The organism is Clostridium cellulovorans 743B (assembly GCF_000145275.1).
In the GTDB taxonomy this organism is placed as follows: domain Bacteria; phylum Bacillota; class Clostridia; order Clostridiales; family Clostridiaceae; genus Clostridium_K; species Clostridium_K cellulovorans.
Genome location: NC_014393.1, coordinates 2,230,564 through 2,250,032 on the forward strand (window position 1 = coordinate 2,230,564; position 19,469 = coordinate 2,250,032).

Consider the following 19,469-nt stretch of genomic DNA (forward strand, 5'->3'; position numbering starts at 1 on the left):
GAGGTATATTATTTTAAGGTTTATCTATATAAATTCCTGTGTAAAAAATATAATTTTATAGAAAAATATAGGGCATTAAAAATTTTAAAATTAGTAGGATATGACATTTTTCTAAGTTATATGTATGTATAATAAAACATAAAGGAGGGCTACGGGTGAAAGTATATATAGATGTGTTATTAATACAGAATCTTATAGTAAACTATTTTTTATTGTTTATTACAGGTAAAGTTGTAAGAACTAAGTTCTCCTTTTGGAGGTTACTTTTAGGGGCTTTTTTAGGCGCACTTTACATAATAACATTTTTCTTGAAAAATAAATATCTAACAACTATGCCCGTAAAACTAATAGTTCCTCTAATTATGATATTAATATCTTTTCCAAAAGAAAAAATTAAATTTTATTTTAGCACTACTATAACATATATAATTTTATCTATGTGTCTTGCAGGGATATGCATATTTTTAGAGGGAAATAATCCAAATGCGTTAACTTACAAGGGATATTTAATTAATTTCTCATCAAAAGGATTAGTTCTTTCTTTAATAATACTTTTTTTTATTGGAGAAAGAATATACACATTTATTAAAGGCCAAATACAAATAAAAGCATTAGTATATGAGCTAGATATATATATACAAGGAAAACTATATTCAATGAAAGCTTTTTTAGATACAGGTAATGAATTGAGAGAGCCCATCACAAATCTACCTGTGATAATAGCTGAAGAATGTGACTTTCAAGAGCTTATAAGTAATGAGAGGGATTTTTATGATATACCATATCAAGTTGTATCTGGGAATTCAGGAAAGCTTAAAGGTATAAAGGCTGATTATATTATAATTAAAAATTCAAAAGGTGAAAGACAGAAGAAAATAGCAATGATAGCTTTTACAAAGGGGAAGCTCAGTGATGATAATAGCTATAATAGTTTATTATCTAGAGGGATTATTTGATTTCTATAGTGAGGTGACACATGAATAAACTGTTGATACTATTAAATAAAATAATAACTAGGTTTAAGCTAACCTTCTCAAAAATTTATTATATAGGTGGAAATGATGCACTGCCTCCACCACTTACAAAAGAGGAAGAGGAAGAATTAGTAGGTAAGTTAAGCACTGGTAAAGAAGCTGTAAGATCTGTACTTATAGAAAGAAATTTAAGACTTGTAGTTTATATTGCAAGAAAATTTGAAAATACAGGAGTAGGAGTCGAGGATTTAATTTCAGTAGGTACAATTGGACTTATCAAGGCTGTAAATACCTTCGATCCAGAGAAAAAGATTAAGCTTGCGACCTATGCTTCACGTTGTATAGAAAACGAAATACTTATGTACCTTAGAAGGAATAGTAAGGTTAAGGCTGAAATATCTTTTTATGAGCCATTGAACATTGATTGGGATGGCAATGAGTTATTGTTATCAGATATTTTAGGTTCTGAAAACGATAATATATATAATCTTTTAGAAGATGAGGTTGATAGGCAATTGCTTTCCATAGCACTCAGAAAGCTTAATGAAAGAGAAAAACAAATAGTAGAATTAAGATATGGATTAAATGGATGCAATGAGAAAACTCAAAAAGAAGTTGCAGATATGCTAGGAATTTCTCAGTCTTATATATCGAGATTAGAAAAAAGAATAATTCGAAGATTAAAAAAAGAAATAAACAAAATGGTATAGTTTGTTTTTAGTATAATTTTTAATTCTGTAGGAGATACTTTAAGTGTTAGTATTCTGAAGGGATTGATACGATATGATAAACAAGGTTGAAATCTGTGGCGTGAATACCTCGAAACTACCGGTTTTAAAAGAACACGAGATGAGAGAATTATTAGACAAGATGAAAGCAGGAGATTATATTAGTAGAGAAAAGTTCATTAGAGGAAATTTGAGGCTTGTACTTAGTGTTATTCAAAGATTTAATAATAGGGGGGAGAATGCTGACGATTTATTTCAGGTTGGCTGTATCGGACTTATAAAGGCTCTAGATAATTTTGACTTAACTCAGAATGTAAAATTTTCAACTTATGCGGTGCCTATGATAATAGGAGAGATAAGAAGATATTTAAGAGATAATAATTCCATAAGGGTAAGTAGATCCTTAAGAGATATAGCCTATCGTGCATTGCAAGTAAGAGATAAACTTTTGACAGAAAATAACAAGGAGCCTACAGTATATCAAATTGCTAAGGAACTAGATGTAGCAAAAGAAGAAGTAATTTTTGCATTGGATGCAATACAAGAGCCGGTTTCACTTTTTGAACCTATATATCATGATGGTGGTGATGCTATTTATGTTATGGATCAAATCAGTGATAGTAAAAATTTGGACGAAAGTTGGTTAGAGAATATAGCTATAAAAGAAGCTATGAAAAGACTTAGCGATAGAGAAAAGCTAATATTAAATATGAGGTTTTTTGATGGAAGAACCCAAATGGAAGTTGCTGATGAAATTGGTATATCTCAAGCGCAAGTATCAAGGTTAGAAAAAAATGCACTAAGACATATGAGAAAGCATGTATAAAAAATAACTCCTTCATTTTTAATGAAGGGGTTATTTTTTTTTATTATCGTCATATTATTATAATGAAAAGAACATTAATTTTAGGGGATGGTATAATGAATAAAGCTATGTTTTCTATAAATAATGTAAGACAACTTGAGGTTATAGATATAAACTCAGGAACAAAACTTGGTTATATAAAAGATTTAAGAATAGACTGTGACAGATATAAAGTTGTATCAATAATTATTCCAGATAATAAGAAACAATCCACATGGTTTAGTAAAAGTGAAGATATAGAAATTTCATGGGAAAAAATACATAAGGTAGGACAAGATGTTATTCTTATAGATGGAGAAGAATATATTGATGAAGAGTAAGGTGTGTAGTCGTATTTACTAGGTATATAGACATATATACGGGGTATATAGAACTATATACCTTATTTACCTTGTATGTTAAACTTAAGTTAATAATTAAGAAAAAACAAGTTAATGTTTTATGATAGTGATATATTTATGTTGGAGGGGTAGTATGCAATATGACATAAGCAAAATTTTTATTGAAAGAAACTATGGAAAGGTAAAAATTGTTTGTACCAATGGAGAATCAAAGTTTGATATGTCTCTTAAGAGTGGTGAGTTTATAAAAAATATTGAGTATATAAAAAAAATATATAACGTAAAGTCCATAGGATACTTAAATCAAGTTCATAGTACAATAATTAAAGAGTTTGATGGAATACCTTCAGAAGGAGATGCTATTATAACAGATAAAAAGCAAGTTGCACTTGGGGTCTTTACAGCTGATTGTGTACCTGTTTTATTATTTGATGAAAAGAAAGATGTGATAGCAGCAATTCATAGTGGATGGAGAGGGACTTATGATGAGATTACATTAAAGACTCTTATAAAAATGAAAAAAGTATATGATGTTAATGGCGAAGATATTGTAGCTGTAATTGGACCACATATTCGAAGCTGCTGTTATGAGGTAAGTGATGATTTAATCAATAGTTTTAAAAGTAAAGAAATCTATAAAGATATTAATATAAATAATGGTAGAAACTTAGATTTATCGTCATGTATAAGCGCTCAATTAAAACAGTTTGGTGTAAAGGTGGAAAATATAATAGATATGGAGCTTTGCACAAGATGTGATGAAGATATTATCTTTCATTCTTACAGAAGAGATAAAGAAAAATCAGGTAGAAATTTTTCTTTTATATTTATAAGTTAGAGAGGATGTAAAATTGATGGCTAAAGAAAAGATACTTATTGTTGATGATGAAGAACATATTGTTGAATTAATAAAATATAACTTAGAAGCTGAGGAGTATAAAGTTTTAACTGCTCATGATGGAATTGAAGCTGGAAAAATAGCTAAAAAAGAAAAACCATCACTTATTCTCTTGGACTTAATGCTTCCAGGTATAAGTGGAATGGAAGTATGCAAAAAAATAAGAAGGGATGATGAAATTTCAGAAATTCCTATAATTATGCTTACAGCTAAGAGTGATGAACTTGATAAAATTCTAGGACTTGAGCTTGGAGCAGATGATTATATTACTAAGCCATTCTCAATTAGAGAACTGTTAGCAAGAGTTAAAGCTGTTCTAAGAAGAACTAATACAGTAGCAGTTTCAACTAATTCTAGATTTGGAGAGTTAACTATAGATTTTAGTAAATATGAAGTGAGAAAAAATGATATTAAAGTAGATTTAACCTTAAAAGAATTTGAACTACTAAATATTCTAGTTAAGAATAGAGGAAAAGTTTTGACTAGGGATGTATTACTAGATAAAATTTGGGGTTATGAGTATATTGGAGAAACTAGAACAGTGGATGTTCACATAAGGCACCTAAGGAAAAAAATTGAGGATGATGATAGTAGTCCAAAATATATAGAAACTATCAGGGGAATTGGATACAGGTTTAGTTACGATGAGGAAACTGTATGAAAAAGAAACTAATAACATATTTCATTTTATGTTTAACTATTATAACTTTAATTTCCGGAATCCTTTTTTATATTATAGGAAACATGCAAGAGAGAAATAGAACCAAGGATAATTTGCAAAAAGATAATGCTATGCTAATACAATTATACAAGCAAAAAAATCTTTCAATAGATGAGTTGATAGAATTATTGTCTAATGTATCAATTGATTTAGGAAGATATACATTGATTAGCCCTGAAGGAGTGGTTGCATATGACTCAGAATCTCTAGCTGCTGAAAAAGTAAATCATAACGATAGAATAGAGGTTATCGAAGCTAGAGAAGATGGCGAAGGGTATTCAACAAGATATAGTGAAACGTTGAAAGAAAATATGATGTATTATGCAACAAAATTAGATAATGGATATATTTTAAGAACTTCCATGCATATGGAAGGGGCATTTGAGATAGAGAAAAATTATCTTAAATATTATGTGATTGTATTATCACTTTTATCTGTTGTAACAATATATATATCAACTTCTTTAGCTAATAGATTAGTTATGCCAATAAAAGAACTTCAGATGACTGCGTCTAAGATATCCAGAGGAGATCTTGAAAGTAGGGTAAAAATTTATAGCCAAGATGAGGTTGGGGATTTAGGAAGAGTTTTTAATATTATGACTTCTAAGATGGAAGCAGCTATCAATAAGCTTACAGAAGAGCAAAATACACTACAAGCTATACTGGAAAGTATGGAGAGTGGGGTAATTGCAATAGATGACGAGGATAGAGTAATACTAACCAATCTTTATGTAGAAAAAATTTTTGGTATCAAAACTAATGTATTGGGAGAAAAAATAATAAATTTAGTAAGGGATATAGAAATTGAGAAAATTATCAAGGCTAATAATAATGTACCAAAAGAAATAGAAATAAGACATCCACAGCCTAGAAGTTTAAGGATAAAAACTGCTTATATACGAAAAGGTTATGAAATAATCGGAAGAGTTGCCGTGGTTCAAGATATAACAGATATTAAGAAATTAGAAAATTTAAGATATCAGTTTATGGCAAATGTTTCTCACGAGCTGAAAACACCATTAACTTCTATCAAAGGTTTTGCTGAAACTTTGAGATATGTAAAAGAGGATGATAAAAAGGAAAAATTTCTAAATATAATTAACGAAGAAGCAAATAGGTTGACATCCCTTATTAATGACATTCTAACTTTATCTGATATAGAAACACATAAAGACAAATTATATGAGGATATAGAAGTAAATGCAATAATAAAAGATGTATTTTTACTACTTAAGCCTATTGCTGATGAAAAAGAAATTCAATTAACTTATGATATATCAGATACAACTGTAATTGTATCTGGAGAACAAAATAAGTTTAAACAAATGCTTATAAACCTCATCGATAATGCAATAAAATACTCAGATAGAAATGGTTTTGTTAAAGTTCAATGCTTCTTAAAAGAGGACTATGTAGTTATTACCGTTGAGGATAATGGGATTGGAATTGAAAATATTTGTTTAAATAGGATTTTTGAGAGGTTTTATAGAGTGGACGAAGCTAGATCAAGAGCCAGAGGTGGGACAGGTCTTGGATTGGCTATTGTAAAGCACATAATACTTGAATTTAAGGGTACAATAGATGTAGAAAGTGAGATAGGAAAAGGAACAAAATTTATTGTGAAAGTTCCTAAAGCTTAAGTGTATTGTTAAATTTTCTTAACAATGGCGTAATATTAGCTTAACTGATGTTGAATATAATTATTATTGTAATCACAATAACTATGAATTTAATTGGAGGAATTACAATATGAAAAAGAAGACATTACTTATAACAACTGCATTAATGGCAATGACAATGTTTGCTGGAGTATTAAGTGGTTGTAGCGATGACAAGGCGTCTACTGATAATAAGGAAAGTAAGACAGAAGATACAAACAAGGACAATTCTAATTATTCAGGTTCAATTACTGCGGCTGGATCTACAGCGCTTCAACAATTAGTTGAAAATACTTCTAAAAAGTTTATGGATAAATATCCAGATTGCATTATCAATGTTCAAGGTGGTGGTTCAGGTACAGGTGTTAACCAAGTAGCTGAAGGTAATATTCAAATAGGAAATTCTGATGTTCCAGCAAAAGATAAAATAAAAGATGAAGCTAAGGCAGCGGAATTAGTTGATACTAAGATTTGTGCTCAAAGCTTTGCTATGGTAGTAAGCAAAGATAACAAAGTTGATAATTTAACAAAAGACCAAATAGCTAAAATTTTCTCTGGTGAAATCAAGAACTGGAAAGAAGTTGGTGGAGAAGATGTTGCAATTGAAATTATTAACAGACCAGCAACATCTGGTACAAGAGCTGTATTTACAAAAACAATTATGGGTAGTGTAGCTGTTAAAGAAGATCTTGGAACAGCACAAGATTCTTCAGGAACTGTCGTTACAGCTGTAGAAGGTTCAAAAGGTGCTATAAGCTATCTTTCATCTTCATACGTAACTGATAAAGTAAAAATAAAAGCTTTAAAAATTGACGGTGTTGAAAATACGGTTGCAAATATAGCAGCAAATAAATATCCATTCTGGTCATATGGATACATGGTTACAAAAGGCGAACCTAAAAATGAAGTAAAAGGATTCATAGATTTCTTAATGAATGATACAGAAACAATTAAAAGCATGGGATATATTCCTATGAGTGAACTAAAAAAATAACCAAAGCTATGGTTGGTTTGAAAAAACCAACCATATTTTACAAAGCCTTTATATGAGGAGTGTGACTATGGAGAAAAATCATACAGTTATTGCAGCTAATAGCAACAGTAAGAAAATGAGAATGCTTAAGAACATCAAAAATGAACAAATTGGAAGAACTTATGCAACATTATGTGGATTGTTAATTGTAGTATTAACTTTGTCCATAATGTTTTTTGTAATTTACAATGGTCTGCAAATATTTATAAAAGACAAATATACTATAGGACAAATACTATTTTCTAAAGAATGGAGTATGGAAAAAGGGGAATTTGGAGCTGTAATATTTATAGTAGGATCAGCTTTGGTTTCAATTGGAGCAGTTATTTTAAGTGCACCAATTGCTGTAGCTGTTGCTATATTTTTAAATCATATCTCTAAAGGATATGGGAAAAAGCTAATTCAAGCTTCTTTAGAACTTTTTGTTGGAATTCCATCGGTTGTCTATGGACTTTTAGGTATTTTATACCTTGTTCCCTTTATAAAAAATGTTACCAGTGGTACTGGGTTTAGCTTGCTTGCAGGAATTATAGTTTTAAGTATTATGATTTTGCCAACAATTGCTTCGCTTGCAGCAGATGCCATAAAAATTGTACCGCATGAATACATTGAGGCATCCTATGGACTTGGCGCAACTAGATGGCAAACAATTAAAAAGGTAGTTTTACCAGCAGCATCTAATGGAATATTTACAGGGATAGTTCTTGGTTTAGCAAGAGCTTTTGGAGAGGCTTTAGCTGTTCAGATGGTTATCGGAAATACAATTAAGATACCAGATAGCATATTATCTCCTACGACTACTTTAACTGGAATCCTAACTATGAATATGGCAAATGCAATAAAAGGAACGCCAGAATATCATGCACTTTGGACCTTAGCTGCATTACTTTTAATTGTATCGTTCATATTTATATTAATAATAAGAGCTATAGGTAGAAGAGGAGAAGTTAAATAATGAATGCTAAAACCTACGATAAAATATGGACTTGTATTTTATATATAATAGCTATTTCAGTAGTAACCCTACTGACAGTATTATTAGGAGCTATAATAATAAGGGGATGGGGATTTCTAGACTTTAAGTTTTTATTTGGGAAAGCTAATGCTTCAGAGGCTGGTAGTGGTATAGGACCACAATTATTCAACTCCTTCTATTTGCTTATATTATCTTTAGCAATAACTATACCATTAGGAATAGGTGCTGGTATTTATCTTTCAGAATACGCTAAAGAAGGAAGGTTACTAAACTTTATAAGATTATGTTTAGAAACAATGTCTTCTCTTCCATCAATCGTTGTTGGATTGTTTGGGTTATTAATCTTTGTAAATACTACTAAGTGGGGATTTACGTTAATTGGAGGAGCTTTAGCTATTGCAATTATTAATCTACCATCATTAACAAGGGTAAGTGAAAATGCTATAAAAGCAGCAGGAAAAAGTGTTAAAGAAGCTAGTCTTGGGCTTGGAGCTACAAGGTGGCAGACTATTAAAAAAGTGATATTACCTTCTGCAGTTCCTCAAATTCTAACAGGTGTAATTTTAGCGGCAGGAAGAATATTTGGTGAAGCAGCTGCACTTATATATACTGCTGGAATGAGTGCACCATCTACAAGGATAGCAGCATCAATGACTAGTAAAGCAAATCCCTTTAATATATTTAGACCAGCAGAAACTCTTGCAGTGCATATTTGGAAGCTTAATTCAGAAGCTTTAGCTCCAGATGCAAAGATTGTAGCTGCTAAGTCAGCAGCAGTGCTTATAACAATGGTTTTAATTTTTAATATAGCAGCTAGAATATTAGGTAAGAAAATTCATAGTAGCTACACAGGACAAAAGTAAGGAGGCAATAGCATGAGTATAATATCCACAAGAGATTTGAATTTACATTATGGTGCAGCCCATGCACTAAAAAGTATAAATATGGAAATAGATAAAAATGCAGTTACTGCCCTAATCGGACCATCCGGTTGTGGAAAGTCAACATTTTTAAGAACTCTTAATAGGATGAATGATTTAATTGATATAGTGAGAATTGATGGCGAAGTAATTTATGAAGATGAGAACATCTATAATAAAGATTATGACATAATTAATCTTAGAAAAAAGGTAGGAATGGTGTTTCAAAAAGCAAATCCTTTTCCTATGTCGATATATGACAATATAGCTTATGGACCAAGAATACATGGAATAAAAAATAAGGCACAATTAGATGAAATCGTTGAAAAAAGTCTTAAAGGGGCTGCACTTTGGGAAGAAGCAAAAGACAGATTAAAGAAAAGTGGACTTGGATTATCAGGGGGGCAACAACAAAGATTATGTATAGCAAGGACTTTAGCTGTTGAGCCAGAGATAATTCTAATGGATGAACCTACATCAGCATTAGACCCTATTTCAACTTTAAAAGTTGAAGAGTTGATGGATGAGCTAAAGAAAAAATATACGGTTATAATCGTTACACATAATATGCAACAAGCTGGTAGAGTTGCAGATAATACAGCTTTCTTCTTAAATGGAGAAGTTGTAGAGTATGGAAAAACTTCTGATATATTCTATAATCCAAGGGATAAGAGGACAGAGGATTATATAACCGGAAGATTTGGATAAGAATTAACACAGGGGGGAATTATCAAATGAGAAAATCTTTTGACATTAGTATTAAAGAATTACACAATGACCTATTAAGAATGGGTTGTGAAACTGAAAAACAAATTTATAATGCAGTAAAAGCATTGCAAACTCAGGATATAAGCTTAGCTAATAAGGTTATAGCTGAGGACGATATTATTGATGAAATGCAGAAAGAAATTGATGATAAAGCCATAAGGCTTGTAGCTATGCAGAATCCTTTAGCTACTGATTTAAGAGATATTTTCTCTGCTACTAAAGTTAGTTCGGATTTAGAAAGAATGGCAGATCATGCAGTGGATATTGCGAAAATCGCAAAAAAGCTTTCTAAAGAAAATTATATAAAAAAGCTTCTAGATATACCGGTTATGGCTGATTTAGTTGTAAAAATGATTACAGATGGTGTAGATGCCTATATCAATGGAAATATGAAAGATGCATATGATATCGGTAAAAGAGACGATGATATAGATAGCTTCTATAAGAAGATTTTTGATGAGTTTTTGAGTTTAATAAAGACAGATACTGATAAATCAAACCAGGTTGCACAATTTTTATTTGTAGTAAAGTATTTAGAAAGAATTGCAGACCATGTTACAAATATTTGTGAACAAACTATTTACGTATGTACTGGAAATTATAAAGACTTAAATGAATAATTATTTTAGTGTGTTTTAATGAAAATTAGGACACGCTTTTTTCTTTTTTGTACAAATTGTAGAGAATGGATTTGGATAAAAATGCAAGTGTTAAAAGTAAGTAATAGCTGTTAAAAGAAATTAACAATTATTACTTTTATGAGCCATATATGTAACAATTAAATTAATTACTATGGACCTTCAATGCAACATATAGCTACTATCAAAATAAAAAATATTTTCTTTAAGTATTGAATTATAATGTACAGCTATATAGCTGAGAAGATAAGTGAGGTTCTTTGGCAAATATCCTAAGTTACCGATAATCATAGTTTCAAACAAAAGATAAAAATTATTAAGTGCATGCATTTTATAACTAACATTATGGAGGCATATTTATGAAGAAAAAATCTAATGAAACAAAGAAGTCTAAGAGAAAAGGTAGAGTTAGATCTATAAAAGTTAGATTAACTGCTTATTTTGGACTTTTATCCGCAGTTGGATCCATTATTATCATAATAATATCTTTAGCTTTATTTAGTAATAGTATTGAAAACAACTCAAAGAAATTACTTACGGATTTAGCAATACAAACTACAGAAACTATTGAAGAGAAAATCAATGGTCAACTTAATTCATTAGAAGTATTAGCGAATAATCCAAGTTTTAAGGACATGGATGTTAGTAAAAATGAAAAATTAAGCATTTTACAGAAAGAGGTTGATAGAACTGGAGTTATTAAAATAGGGATTGCTGATTTGAACGGCAATATTACTTATAATGATAGAATAACTAAAAATATAAGTGATACAGAATATTTTAAAACAGCTGTTGTTGGAAAAGCTGTTGTTAGTGAACCTATAATTGATACAGCTGTAAGAAATTCAGAGATTAACTACGCTGTTCCAATAAGAAATAAGGACAATAAGGTTAGTGGTGTACTTGTTGCTATGCGGAACGGAAATGATTTAAGTAATATAACAGATAATCTTATAATAGCAAATGGAGGAAGTGCGTTTATTATAAATAAACAAGGAACTCTTATTGCTCATGAAAACAAAAATCTAGTTTTTGATAGGATAAATCTTTTAGAAGATAAGTCAATAAATAAAGTCGGTGATTTAGGAATTGTTGCAAAGGACATGTTAAATAATATTGCTGGTACAGATAAATATAAAAATAATGGTGTTCAATATATGATTGCATACTCTTCAATTAATAACACTGGTTGGTCTTTAGGAATAACTATGAGCAGAAATGAAGTTTTAAAAGAAGCACTTAATATCAGCTCATTGCTTATTGTTATAGCGATTATAATATTAGCGATATCCTCAATAGCTATATTATTGATATCAAGGAGATTTTCAAAAATAATATATAGTAATGTATCTTATGTCCAAGAAATTGAACAAGGTGATTTAACAATTGATATAAATAAGAAACTTTTATCTAGAGATGACGAGCTAGGCGATATGTGTAGATCACTTAGTAATATGCAAGGTTCTCTTTTAAATATAATAAATCTAATAAGAGAAAATTCCAATAAAATTGATGCTAGTTCAATTAATCTCTTTAAGTTATCTAATGAAGTATCTTTTGAATCCAGTACGGTTATTACTTCTATAGAAAGTGTATCAGAGATAGTAGATGATCAAAATAATCTTTTAAAAGATATAGTCTCTATATTAAACGTTTTTAATGAAGAATTCAAAAGAATGATTGAATCAATTGAGAAGATAGATACTAGTGCAAAGTATATAAAAGATCTTGCTGATGATAGTGGAAATGACATGGGCAACGTTGTAAGTTCACTTGATATAACTACAATTGAATTTAATAAGCTTGTTTCAAAAATTGTTGAAGTTAATGAAAATGTTGAAAGTATTTCTCAAATAGCAAAATTAATAGACGAGCTGTCTAAACAAATTAACTTATTATCATTAAATGCATCAATTGAGGCTGCTAGAGCTGGCGTACATGGACGTGGGTTTGATGTGGTTGCAAAGGAAATACGAAAGCTTGCAGATGTAAGCAATGACTCAGCAGGTAATATTAATAATATAATTAATAAGATCGTAAATGATACAAAAGCTATGGTAAGTACTACAAAAGAAGTAAGTGATGAGTTAGATGTGCAGAAGGATAATATCCATTTAGCTTTAAAATCCTTTGTTACAATAATCAAATCAGTAGATACAATACACCCACAAATAGAAAAGACTATAGAAGTATTAGAAGCTGTAGAATCAGAAAAAGAGCAGATATTAGAAAAAATCTTTAGGACTACGGATTTGTCTGAAGAAATACTTATGAAGACTATCAATATAAAAACTTCTTCCGATAATGTCAATATGGCAAGCAAAAAAGTAGATAGTTCTTCAAACGATTTAACTTCTCTTACTAATGAAATGAGAGAGATAGTTAATTATTTCGATGTAAAGTAGAAGTATATTTTATAAGTAATAACTAAATAATATATATATAATTACTATATTTAACTTTCTATAATTATTTATTACAAAAATAATGTGATATTTTCAAGTTATACATAATATAGTTACAAATCAAACGACTAAATGGAGTGATAAGCATATGCTAAAATCTTTTGATATAAGTGTAAAAAACCTTCATAAGGATTTATTAGAAATGTCTGATGCTACAAAAGAACAAATAAGTTTAGCTGTAACTGCATTAGTAAATCATGATTCAGCATTGGCGATTAAAGTTATGGACAGTGACGATGTTATTGATAATCTACAGAAGGAAATAGACGACAAAGCTATAAGATTAATCGCAATGCAAAATCCTATGGCAACAGACTTGAGAGGAGTTTTTTCTGCTACCAAAGTAGCCTCAGATCTAGAACGTATGGCTGATTATGCTGTTGATATAGCAAAGATTTCTGTTAGATATCAAGATGAAGGGTTTCATAAGATACTACAAAATATTCAGAAAATGACTGGGTTGGTTTGTGATATGATAGGTGAAGGTGTAAATGCTTATTTAAATACTAATGTAGATGATTCTTATACAATCTGCAAAAAGGATGACGAAGTTGATGATATCTTTAGAGATATCTTTGGAGAGGTATTAGGTATAATAGCGAGGGGAGATAACGCTACAGAACAGTTACCACAATTACTATTTGTATGCAAATATTTAGAGAGAGCTGCTGACCATGTTACTAATATATGTGAGAATACCATTTATCTTGTAACGGGAGTGTATCTAGATTTGAATAAATAGGAGTTGGGCATTAAGTTGCCTTACTTCTTTTTTAGTTTTATACAAGTTATTAGTAAATCATTTCTTGACTATCTTTAAGAAATAATGTTATAGTACATATTGACTTAATATACCTAAAAGTAGGTGAGAACGTGAGAAATATTATCAGTAAAGTCGATAAAGATAGTATCGGTGAAGAAGTCGGTATTGAAGCAGGGGATAAACTGCTATTGATTAACGACACAGAGGTAAAAGATATTATAGATTATAAGTATCTCATAGTGGATGAAGATGTTGTCATTACTATTGAAAAAGCTGATGGTGAGATATGGGATATAGAAATTGAGAAGGAATTTGGAGAGGATATAGGATTAGAATTTAAAGAGGGTATAATGGATAAGCCTATGAGCTGCCATAATAAATGTATATTCTGTTTTATAGATCAATTACCAAAGGGTATGAGAGAAACACTATATTTTAAAGATGATGATTCTAGATTATCATTTTTACAAGGGAATTTTATAACCTTAACTAATATGAAGGATGATGACATAGATAGAATAATACGTTACAGAATTAGTCCAATAAACGTTTCTGTACATACAACTAATCCAGAACTAAGAAGAGAAATGTTAAACAATAGATTTGCTGGGGAACTTATGGAAAAGCTTAAAAAGCTAGCAGATGCAGGGATAACTATTAATACTCAAATAGTACTTTGTCCAGAAATAAATAATGGAGAAGAGCTAGTTAGAACTATTAATGACTTATATAGTTTATATCCAGCTGTAAGAAATGTTGCAGCAGTTCCTATTGGTATTACAAAGTTTAGAGAAGGATTAAAGGAACTGAAAGTTTATGATAAGGAATCTGCAAATAGTGAGATAGAAACAGTTAACAAATTGCAAGAACAATTTTATAAAGAGATTGGAGAGCCTTTTATTAGGTTGTCTGATGAATTTTATATTTTAGCAGAAAAGACTATTCCGGAAAAAGAGTTTTATAGTGAATTCGAACAGTTAGAAGATGGAATTGGTGTTATAAGGATGTTCAGAGATAACATTGAAGATGCTGTTGATAGTTTAAAAGATAACATATGTGGGCATTTTACAATACCAACAGGAGTATCTGCGTATAAGGAGATACAGGAAGCTGCTTTAAAAATTATGAAGAAGAGTCCTAAGGTTAGAATAGACGTAGTTAAGATTATTAATAATTACTTTGGTGAAACTATTACTGTTACAGGACTTATAACAGGAACTGATTTAATAAATCAGCTTAAGGGTAAAGATGTGGGTACTCTTATTATGAGTAATGTGATGTTTAGAAAAGGTTATGAACTTGGTGATTATGAAGACAATATTATGTTAGATAACTATACCATAGGTGATATACAAAATACATTAGGTACAACAGTAAAAATTACTGATTATACCGGAGAAGATTTAATAGAAATAATTAACGAAAATAGTCAGGAGGAATAATAATGGGAAAACCGATTGTAGCTATAGTAGGAAGACCAAATGTCGGTAAATCTACTTTATTTAATAAATTAGCAGGGAAAAGAATTGCCATTGTAGAAGATAAGCCAGGAGTAACTCGTGATAGAATATATGCTAGCTCTGAGTGGGTTGGACAGGAGTTTACTATAATTGATACTGGTGGTATAGAGCCGAAATCTGATGATATAATTTTAGCTCAAATGAGAAGGCAGGCACTTATAGCTATAGAAACAGCTAATGTAATCATCTTTATTGTAGATGGAAAAAGCGGACTTACAGATACAGACAGAGAAGTTGCTCAAATGCTTAGAAAAAGTAAGAAATCAATTGTTCTTGCTGTTAATAAAGTTGATAGTATTAAAGAAGAAGAAAATAAATTTGAATTCTACAATTTAGGTCTTGGAGACCCTGTAGCAATCTCTGCTTCTCAAGGTCTTGGACTTGGAGATATGCTAGATATGGTTGTTGATAATTTTAAAGATATTAGTAATGATGAAGCGTCAGAAGAATACATAAAAATTGCAATGATTGGAAAACCAAATGTAGGGAAGTCTTCGCTGATAAATAAATTATTAGGAGAAGAAAGAAATATAGTAAGTAACATCCCAGGAACCACGAGAGATGCTATAGATAGTCCTCTTGAAACAGAAATAGGTAAGTTTATGCTTATCGACACTGCTGGTCTTAGACGTAAGAGTAAGGTTAAAGAGGAAATTGAAAGATATAGTGTTATAAGAACCTTAACAGCAATAGAAAGAGCTGATGTATGCATCCTTATGTTAGATGCAACTGAAGAATTATCAGAGCAAGATGAGAAGATAATTGGATATGCTCATGAACTTAATAAAGCAATAATGGTTATAGTGAACAAATGGGATCTTATTGAAAAAGATGATAAGACTATGAAGAAATTCACTGATGATCTTAGATTTAAATTATCATTTATGAATTATGCTCCATACTTATTTATTTCTGCATTAAGTGGCCAAAGAGTACATAAGGTATTAGAGTTAGCTAAAAAGTGCTATGACAATTATTCTAAGCGTATAGCAACAGGAGTTTTAAATGATGTTATTAGTGAAGCAGTATTAAGACAAGAGCCACCAGTAACACACGGAAAAAGGCTTAAGATATTTTACGCAACTCAAGTTGATGTTAAACCACCAACCTTTGTTTTCTTTGTAAATGATTCTAGTGCATTACATTACTCTTATGAAAGATATTTAAACAATCAATTAAGAGAAAATTTTGATTTTGAGGGGACTGGAATAAAAACTATTTTTAGAGAAAGAAAAGAATAATATTTAATGATAAAAATCATATAATTAAATATATTAGAGTATGGTTATGCATTAATTGTATAACCATACTTTTTTGCTATTTATATAAAAATATACTTATTTTTGTATCTTAGAAAAGGATTGATATGCGTGATATGCTTTGAACTTTTGGTTTTAAGAATTTTATAAAAGTAAAGAAGATATAAATCTATAACAATAATTAAAATAAATAAAAAAATCTTTAAGAAAAATTTCTCAATAAGTAATTAATGTTGTATAGGACTAATATATATATAATGTTAGTATTAGAAAATGGGAGGGAAGGTTTTTGGAAAACTTCGATATATATAAGGATATAGCCGACAGAACCCAAGGGGATATTTATGTAGGAGTTGTTGGACCTGTTAGAACAGGAAAATCTTCTTTTATCAAAAGATTTATGGATTTAATGGTTTTGCCTAATATTGAAAATGCCTATAAAAAAGAAAGGGCTAAGGATGAATTACCACAAAGTGGTTCAGGCAAAAGTATCCATACTATGGAACCTAAATTCGTACCAAATGAAGCTGTACCGATTTCTTTAGCAGATGGTTTAAATTTCAAGGTAAGAATGGTGGATTGTGTTGGCTATATTGTTAAAGGTGCTTATGGATATGAAGAGGATTCAAAACCTAAGATGGTAACAACCCCCTGGTCGGAAAAGGAGATGCCTTTTGAGTTAGCAGCAGAGATTGGAACAAAGAAAGTTATAAATGATCATTCAACTATAGGTATAGTAGTTACGACAGACGGTTCTATTGCAGGAATAACAAGAGAAGAATATGTAGATGCAGAAGAGCGTGTTGTAAGTGAACTAAAAAACATTAATAAACCATTTATCATTGTATTAAATACAACTAATGTTTTTAGTCCAGAAGCTGTTAACCTAAAAAAAGAGTTAGAAGAAAAGTATGATACTCCAGTTCAGCTTGTAGATGTAGTAAATATGCAACAAGAAGATATTACAAATATCTTTAATAAAATACTAAAGGAATTCCCAGTAAAAGAAATAAACATTGATATGCCTGAATGGATAGAAAAATTAGAAGTTTCACACTGGTTAAAATCAAATTTCTTGAACATAATAAAAGATTTGAGTAAGAGTATATCAAAAGTAAGAGATGTAAGAAATTCTCTAGAAGCTTTTGAGACACTTGATTTCTTAGATTCTTCAAAAGTTGAAGAAATGAATATGGGTGATGGAACTGCAAGAATTGTCTTTAAACCTAAAAAGAGCGTATTTTATAATGTACTAAGTGAAGCTTGTGGATTTGAGATAGCTAACGAAAGCCATTTATTATCAACAATTAAAGATTTTTATAAAGCAAAGGTGGAATATGACAAGATAGAAAAAGCTTTAAATGATGTAAAAGAAAGCGGTTATGGATTAGTTGCACCACAACTTACAGAAATGAAGCTTGAGGAGCCTGAGTTTGTAAAACAAGGTGGAAAATACGTAGTTAAGCTTAAAGCAAGTGCTCCTAGTTTGCACTTAATTAGAACTAATGTGCAAACAGAGATTTCTCCAATAATGGGCTCTGCAAAAGAAAGTGAAGAAATGTATCAATCCTTGCAGAAACAATTCGAAGATGATGCTTCTAAGATATGGGAAAGTAATATCTTTGGTAAATCATTAGAAGTATTAGTGAAGGAAGGACTTCAAAATAAGTTGTTTAAGATGCCAGAGGATGTGCAATTTAAGATTCAAAAGACCTTAGAGAAGATGATAAATGAAGGTAATGCAGGCCTAATTTGTATTATACTATGAAAATAATTTTGCTAAGGTAGGAATGGACAGAAAGTAAAGAGGTTTTATCAAGATGAAAGTGTTAATTTAAAGCTAAATTGTGCTTTAAGCTTAAGGACTTCATTTGATAAACCTCTTTATTTTTATTAATTTAACACTTCTTTGATGAAGGTAAGAGCATTCTTATAAAATATATTCTCTATCATATCGTAAGAATAACCATGGTTACTTAGCGCTTCTCTTAGTTTATACATTTCGCTGACGTCTTCGATTTCTAAGGCGTTGTCTATCCCGTCGAAATCACAACCTAATGAAATAACTTGTTTTCCGCCTGTTTTGTACATATGATCTATATGAAGAAGAATGTCATCTATTCTAGTTTTAGGACTATCACCTAAGAAACTGCTGGCAAGATTTATACCGATAACGCCTCCTTTATCAGCTATAGCTCTAATCATAGGATCTGTTAGATTCCTAGGATGATTTGTTATAGACCTACAGTTTGAATGTGAAGCGATAAAAGGTTTTTTACTTATTTCATTTACGTCAAAAAATCCCCCATCAGATAAATGGGATACATCTACAATAGTATTGTAATGGTTCATTGCTTCTACAAGCTCTTTCCCGAATTTAGTTAACCCCTGGTCTTTATATGTGAAGTTAGCATTAGGATAACCTATTTCATTAGGATAATTCCAGGTTAAGGTTATAAGTCGTACTCCAGCTTTATAAAATTCAAAAAAATTATCTAAGGAGCCTTCTAATATACCACCTTCTTCTAAGGTTAAAAAAGCGGTGATTTTATTTGTTTGTTCATTTTTTATAATAGATGCATAGTTTGTACCTAAGCTAATTAAAGTTTTGTTTTCATTTATTTGATCATTGAAAGAATTTAAGAGTTCCTTTCCGTATTCATAACAACTATTGTGAGTCTTTGCATTTACATAAAGAGCAAAAAATTGTGCTAATGAATTACTTTTTATTAATTTATCAATACTAACATGGTGTTCATTGTCTTTAAGGTTTCCTTTTGAAGGATTTTCATGAATTTTTGAAATTGTATCGCAGTGAAAATCTATAAGTTTCATAGTTAATCTCCTTATGAATAATATTTTGCTAATTTAATAGTATTAAATTTAAAAGGTTTTACAACAACTAGTAAGAGATTGTTAAAAAAAGATCTATATATAGT

General features: G+C 30.2%; 18 protein-coding genes. 17 read left to right on the forward strand and 1 reads right to left on the reverse strand.

The genetic code is table 11. From position 1 onward, the window contains the following. Positions 1-155 precede the first annotated feature (155 nt). From CLOCEL_RS09260 to spoIVA, 17 genes are all read left to right on the forward strand, one after another. Positions 156-956: a sigma-E processing peptidase SpoIIGA gene (locus CLOCEL_RS09260; protein ID WP_010077195.1), complete on the forward strand. Its 801-nt coding sequence runs from the start codon at positions 156-158 to the stop codon at positions 954-956. A gap of 20 nt (positions 957-976) precedes the next feature. After that, on the forward strand, positions 977-1,684 hold the full coding sequence (sigE, locus tag CLOCEL_RS09265) for an RNA polymerase sporulation sigma factor SigE (protein WP_010077194.1): 708 nt from the start codon (positions 977-979) through the stop codon (positions 1,682-1,684). 73 nt (positions 1,685-1,757) lie between these two features. Then, the gene (gene sigG, locus CLOCEL_RS09270) at positions 1,758-2,528 is read left to right on the forward strand and encodes an RNA polymerase sporulation sigma factor SigG (RefSeq protein WP_013291699.1); all 771 of its coding nucleotides are present in this window, start codon (positions 1,758-1,760) and stop codon (positions 2,526-2,528) included. A gap of 95 nt (positions 2,529-2,623) precedes the next feature. Continuing rightward, positions 2,624-2,887: a YlmC/YmxH family sporulation protein gene (locus CLOCEL_RS09275; protein WP_010077191.1), complete on the forward strand. Its 264-nt coding sequence runs from the start codon at positions 2,624-2,626 to the stop codon at positions 2,885-2,887. 154 nt (positions 2,888-3,041) lie between these two features. Then, on the forward strand, positions 3,042-3,746 hold the full coding sequence (pgeF, locus tag CLOCEL_RS09280; RefSeq protein ID WP_010077190.1) for a peptidoglycan editing factor PgeF: 705 nt from the start codon (positions 3,042-3,044) through the stop codon (positions 3,744-3,746). A 16-nt stretch (positions 3,747-3,762) separates the two neighbouring features. Then, the gene (locus CLOCEL_RS09285) at positions 3,763-4,467 is read left to right on the forward strand and encodes a response regulator transcription factor (RefSeq protein WP_010077189.1); all 705 of its coding nucleotides are present in this window, start codon (positions 3,763-3,765) and stop codon (positions 4,465-4,467) included. Then, entirely contained in the window at positions 4,464-6,170 is a 1,707-nt protein-coding gene (locus CLOCEL_RS09290; protein ID WP_010077188.1) for a HAMP domain-containing sensor histidine kinase, read from the forward strand. The genes CLOCEL_RS09285 and CLOCEL_RS09290 overlap by 4 nt, the downstream gene beginning before the upstream one ends. A 109-nt stretch (positions 6,171-6,279) precedes the next feature. After that, positions 6,280-7,182 (forward strand): phosphate ABC transporter substrate-binding protein, encoded by a 903-nt coding sequence (locus CLOCEL_RS09295; protein ID WP_010077187.1) that lies wholly within the window; start codon positions 6,280-6,282, stop codon positions 7,180-7,182. A 67-nt stretch (positions 7,183-7,249) separates the two neighbouring features. Continuing rightward, entirely contained in the window at positions 7,250-8,176 is a 927-nt protein-coding gene (gene pstC / locus CLOCEL_RS09300; RefSeq protein ID WP_010077186.1) for a phosphate ABC transporter permease subunit PstC, read from the forward strand. Beyond that, entirely contained in the window at positions 8,176-9,060 is an 885-nt protein-coding gene (gene pstA / locus CLOCEL_RS09305; protein ID WP_010077185.1) for a phosphate ABC transporter permease PstA, read from the forward strand. Before pstC ends, pstA begins: the two co-directional genes overlap by 1 nt. A gap of 12 nt (positions 9,061-9,072) precedes the next feature. Next, positions 9,073-9,825, forward strand: a complete 753-nt coding sequence (gene pstB, locus CLOCEL_RS09310) for a phosphate ABC transporter ATP-binding protein PstB (RefSeq protein WP_010077184.1) — start codon at positions 9,073-9,075, stop codon at positions 9,823-9,825. A 26-nt stretch (positions 9,826-9,851) separates the two neighbouring features. After that, positions 9,852-10,505 carry a phosphate signaling complex protein PhoU gene (gene phoU, locus CLOCEL_RS09315; RefSeq protein WP_010077183.1) on the forward strand — a complete coding sequence of 218 codons (654 nt, stop codon included), beginning with the start codon at positions 9,852-9,854 and terminating at the stop codon, positions 10,503-10,505. A gap of 377 nt (positions 10,506-10,882) precedes the next feature. Continuing rightward, positions 10,883-12,928 carry a methyl-accepting chemotaxis protein gene (locus tag CLOCEL_RS09320; protein WP_013291700.1) on the forward strand — a complete coding sequence of 682 codons (2,046 nt, stop codon included), beginning with the start codon at positions 10,883-10,885 and terminating at the stop codon, positions 12,926-12,928. A gap of 148 nt (positions 12,929-13,076) precedes the next feature. Then, complete coding sequence (gene phoU / locus CLOCEL_RS09325) at positions 13,077-13,730, forward strand: phosphate signaling complex protein PhoU (RefSeq protein ID WP_010077180.1); 654 nt, start codon at positions 13,077-13,079, stop codon at positions 13,728-13,730. Between the two features lie 131 nt (positions 13,731-13,861). After that, positions 13,862-15,193, forward strand: coding sequence for a DUF512 domain-containing protein (locus CLOCEL_RS09330; RefSeq protein ID WP_010077179.1), 1,332 nt, complete (start codon positions 13,862-13,864; stop codon positions 15,191-15,193). Between the two features lie 2 nt (positions 15,194-15,195). Then, positions 15,196-16,512, forward strand: a complete 1,317-nt coding sequence (gene der, locus CLOCEL_RS09335) for a ribosome biogenesis GTPase Der (protein ID WP_010077178.1) — start codon at positions 15,196-15,198, stop codon at positions 16,510-16,512. A gap of 307 nt (positions 16,513-16,819) precedes the next feature. Then, positions 16,820-18,298, forward strand: a complete 1,479-nt coding sequence (gene spoIVA / locus CLOCEL_RS09340) for a stage IV sporulation protein A (protein WP_010077177.1) — start codon at positions 16,820-16,822, stop codon at positions 18,296-18,298. A 125-nt stretch (positions 18,299-18,423) separates the two neighbouring features. Here the strand turns inward: spoIVA and CLOCEL_RS09345 are convergent, their stop codons facing one another. Next, positions 18,424-19,365 carry a dipeptidase gene (locus tag CLOCEL_RS09345; RefSeq protein WP_010077176.1) on the reverse strand — a complete coding sequence of 314 codons (942 nt, stop codon included), beginning with the start codon at positions 19,363-19,365 and terminating at the stop codon, positions 18,424-18,426. Positions 19,366-19,469: the final 104 nt, after the last annotated feature.

Bases quoted from the DNA above. Each gene is read 5' to 3' on its own strand.
- pstB (WP_010077184.1), top strand. From the start codon at position 9,073: ATGAGTATAATATCCACAAGAGATTTGAATTTACATTATGGTGCAGCC.
- CLOCEL_RS09285 (WP_010077189.1), top strand. From the start codon at position 3,763: ATGGCTAAAGAAAAGATACTTATTGTTGATGATGAAGAACATATTGTT.
- pstC (WP_010077186.1), top strand. From the start codon at position 7,250: ATGGAGAAAAATCATACAGTTATTGCAGCTAATAGCAACAGTAAGAAA.
- CLOCEL_RS09320 (WP_013291700.1), top strand. From the start codon at position 10,883: ATGAAGAAAAAATCTAATGAAACAAAGAAGTCTAAGAGAAAAGGTAGA.
- CLOCEL_RS09290 (WP_010077188.1), top strand. From the start codon at position 4,464: ATGAAAAAGAAACTAATAACATATTTCATTTTATGTTTAACTATTATA.
- sigE (WP_010077194.1), top strand. From the start codon at position 977: ATGAATAAACTGTTGATACTATTAAATAAAATAATAACTAGGTTTAAG.
- pgeF (WP_010077190.1), top strand. From the start codon at position 3,042: ATGCAATATGACATAAGCAAAATTTTTATTGAAAGAAACTATGGAAAG.
- CLOCEL_RS09345 (WP_010077176.1), bottom strand. From the start codon at position 19,365: ATGAAACTTATAGATTTTCACTGCGATACAATTTCAAAAATTCATGAA.
- der (WP_010077178.1), top strand. From the start codon at position 15,196: ATGGGAAAACCGATTGTAGCTATAGTAGGAAGACCAAATGTCGGTAAA.
- CLOCEL_RS09275 (WP_010077191.1), top strand. From the start codon at position 2,624: ATGAATAAAGCTATGTTTTCTATAAATAATGTAAGACAACTTGAGGTT.
- CLOCEL_RS09295 (WP_010077187.1), top strand. From the start codon at position 6,280: ATGAAAAAGAAGACATTACTTATAACAACTGCATTAATGGCAATGACA.
- sigG (WP_013291699.1), top strand. From the start codon at position 1,758: ATGATAAACAAGGTTGAAATCTGTGGCGTGAATACCTCGAAACTACCG.
- phoU (WP_010077180.1), top strand. From the start codon at position 13,077: ATGCTAAAATCTTTTGATATAAGTGTAAAAAACCTTCATAAGGATTTA.
- phoU (WP_010077183.1), top strand. From the start codon at position 9,852: ATGAGAAAATCTTTTGACATTAGTATTAAAGAATTACACAATGACCTA.
- pstA (WP_010077185.1), top strand. From the start codon at position 8,176: ATGAATGCTAAAACCTACGATAAAATATGGACTTGTATTTTATATATA.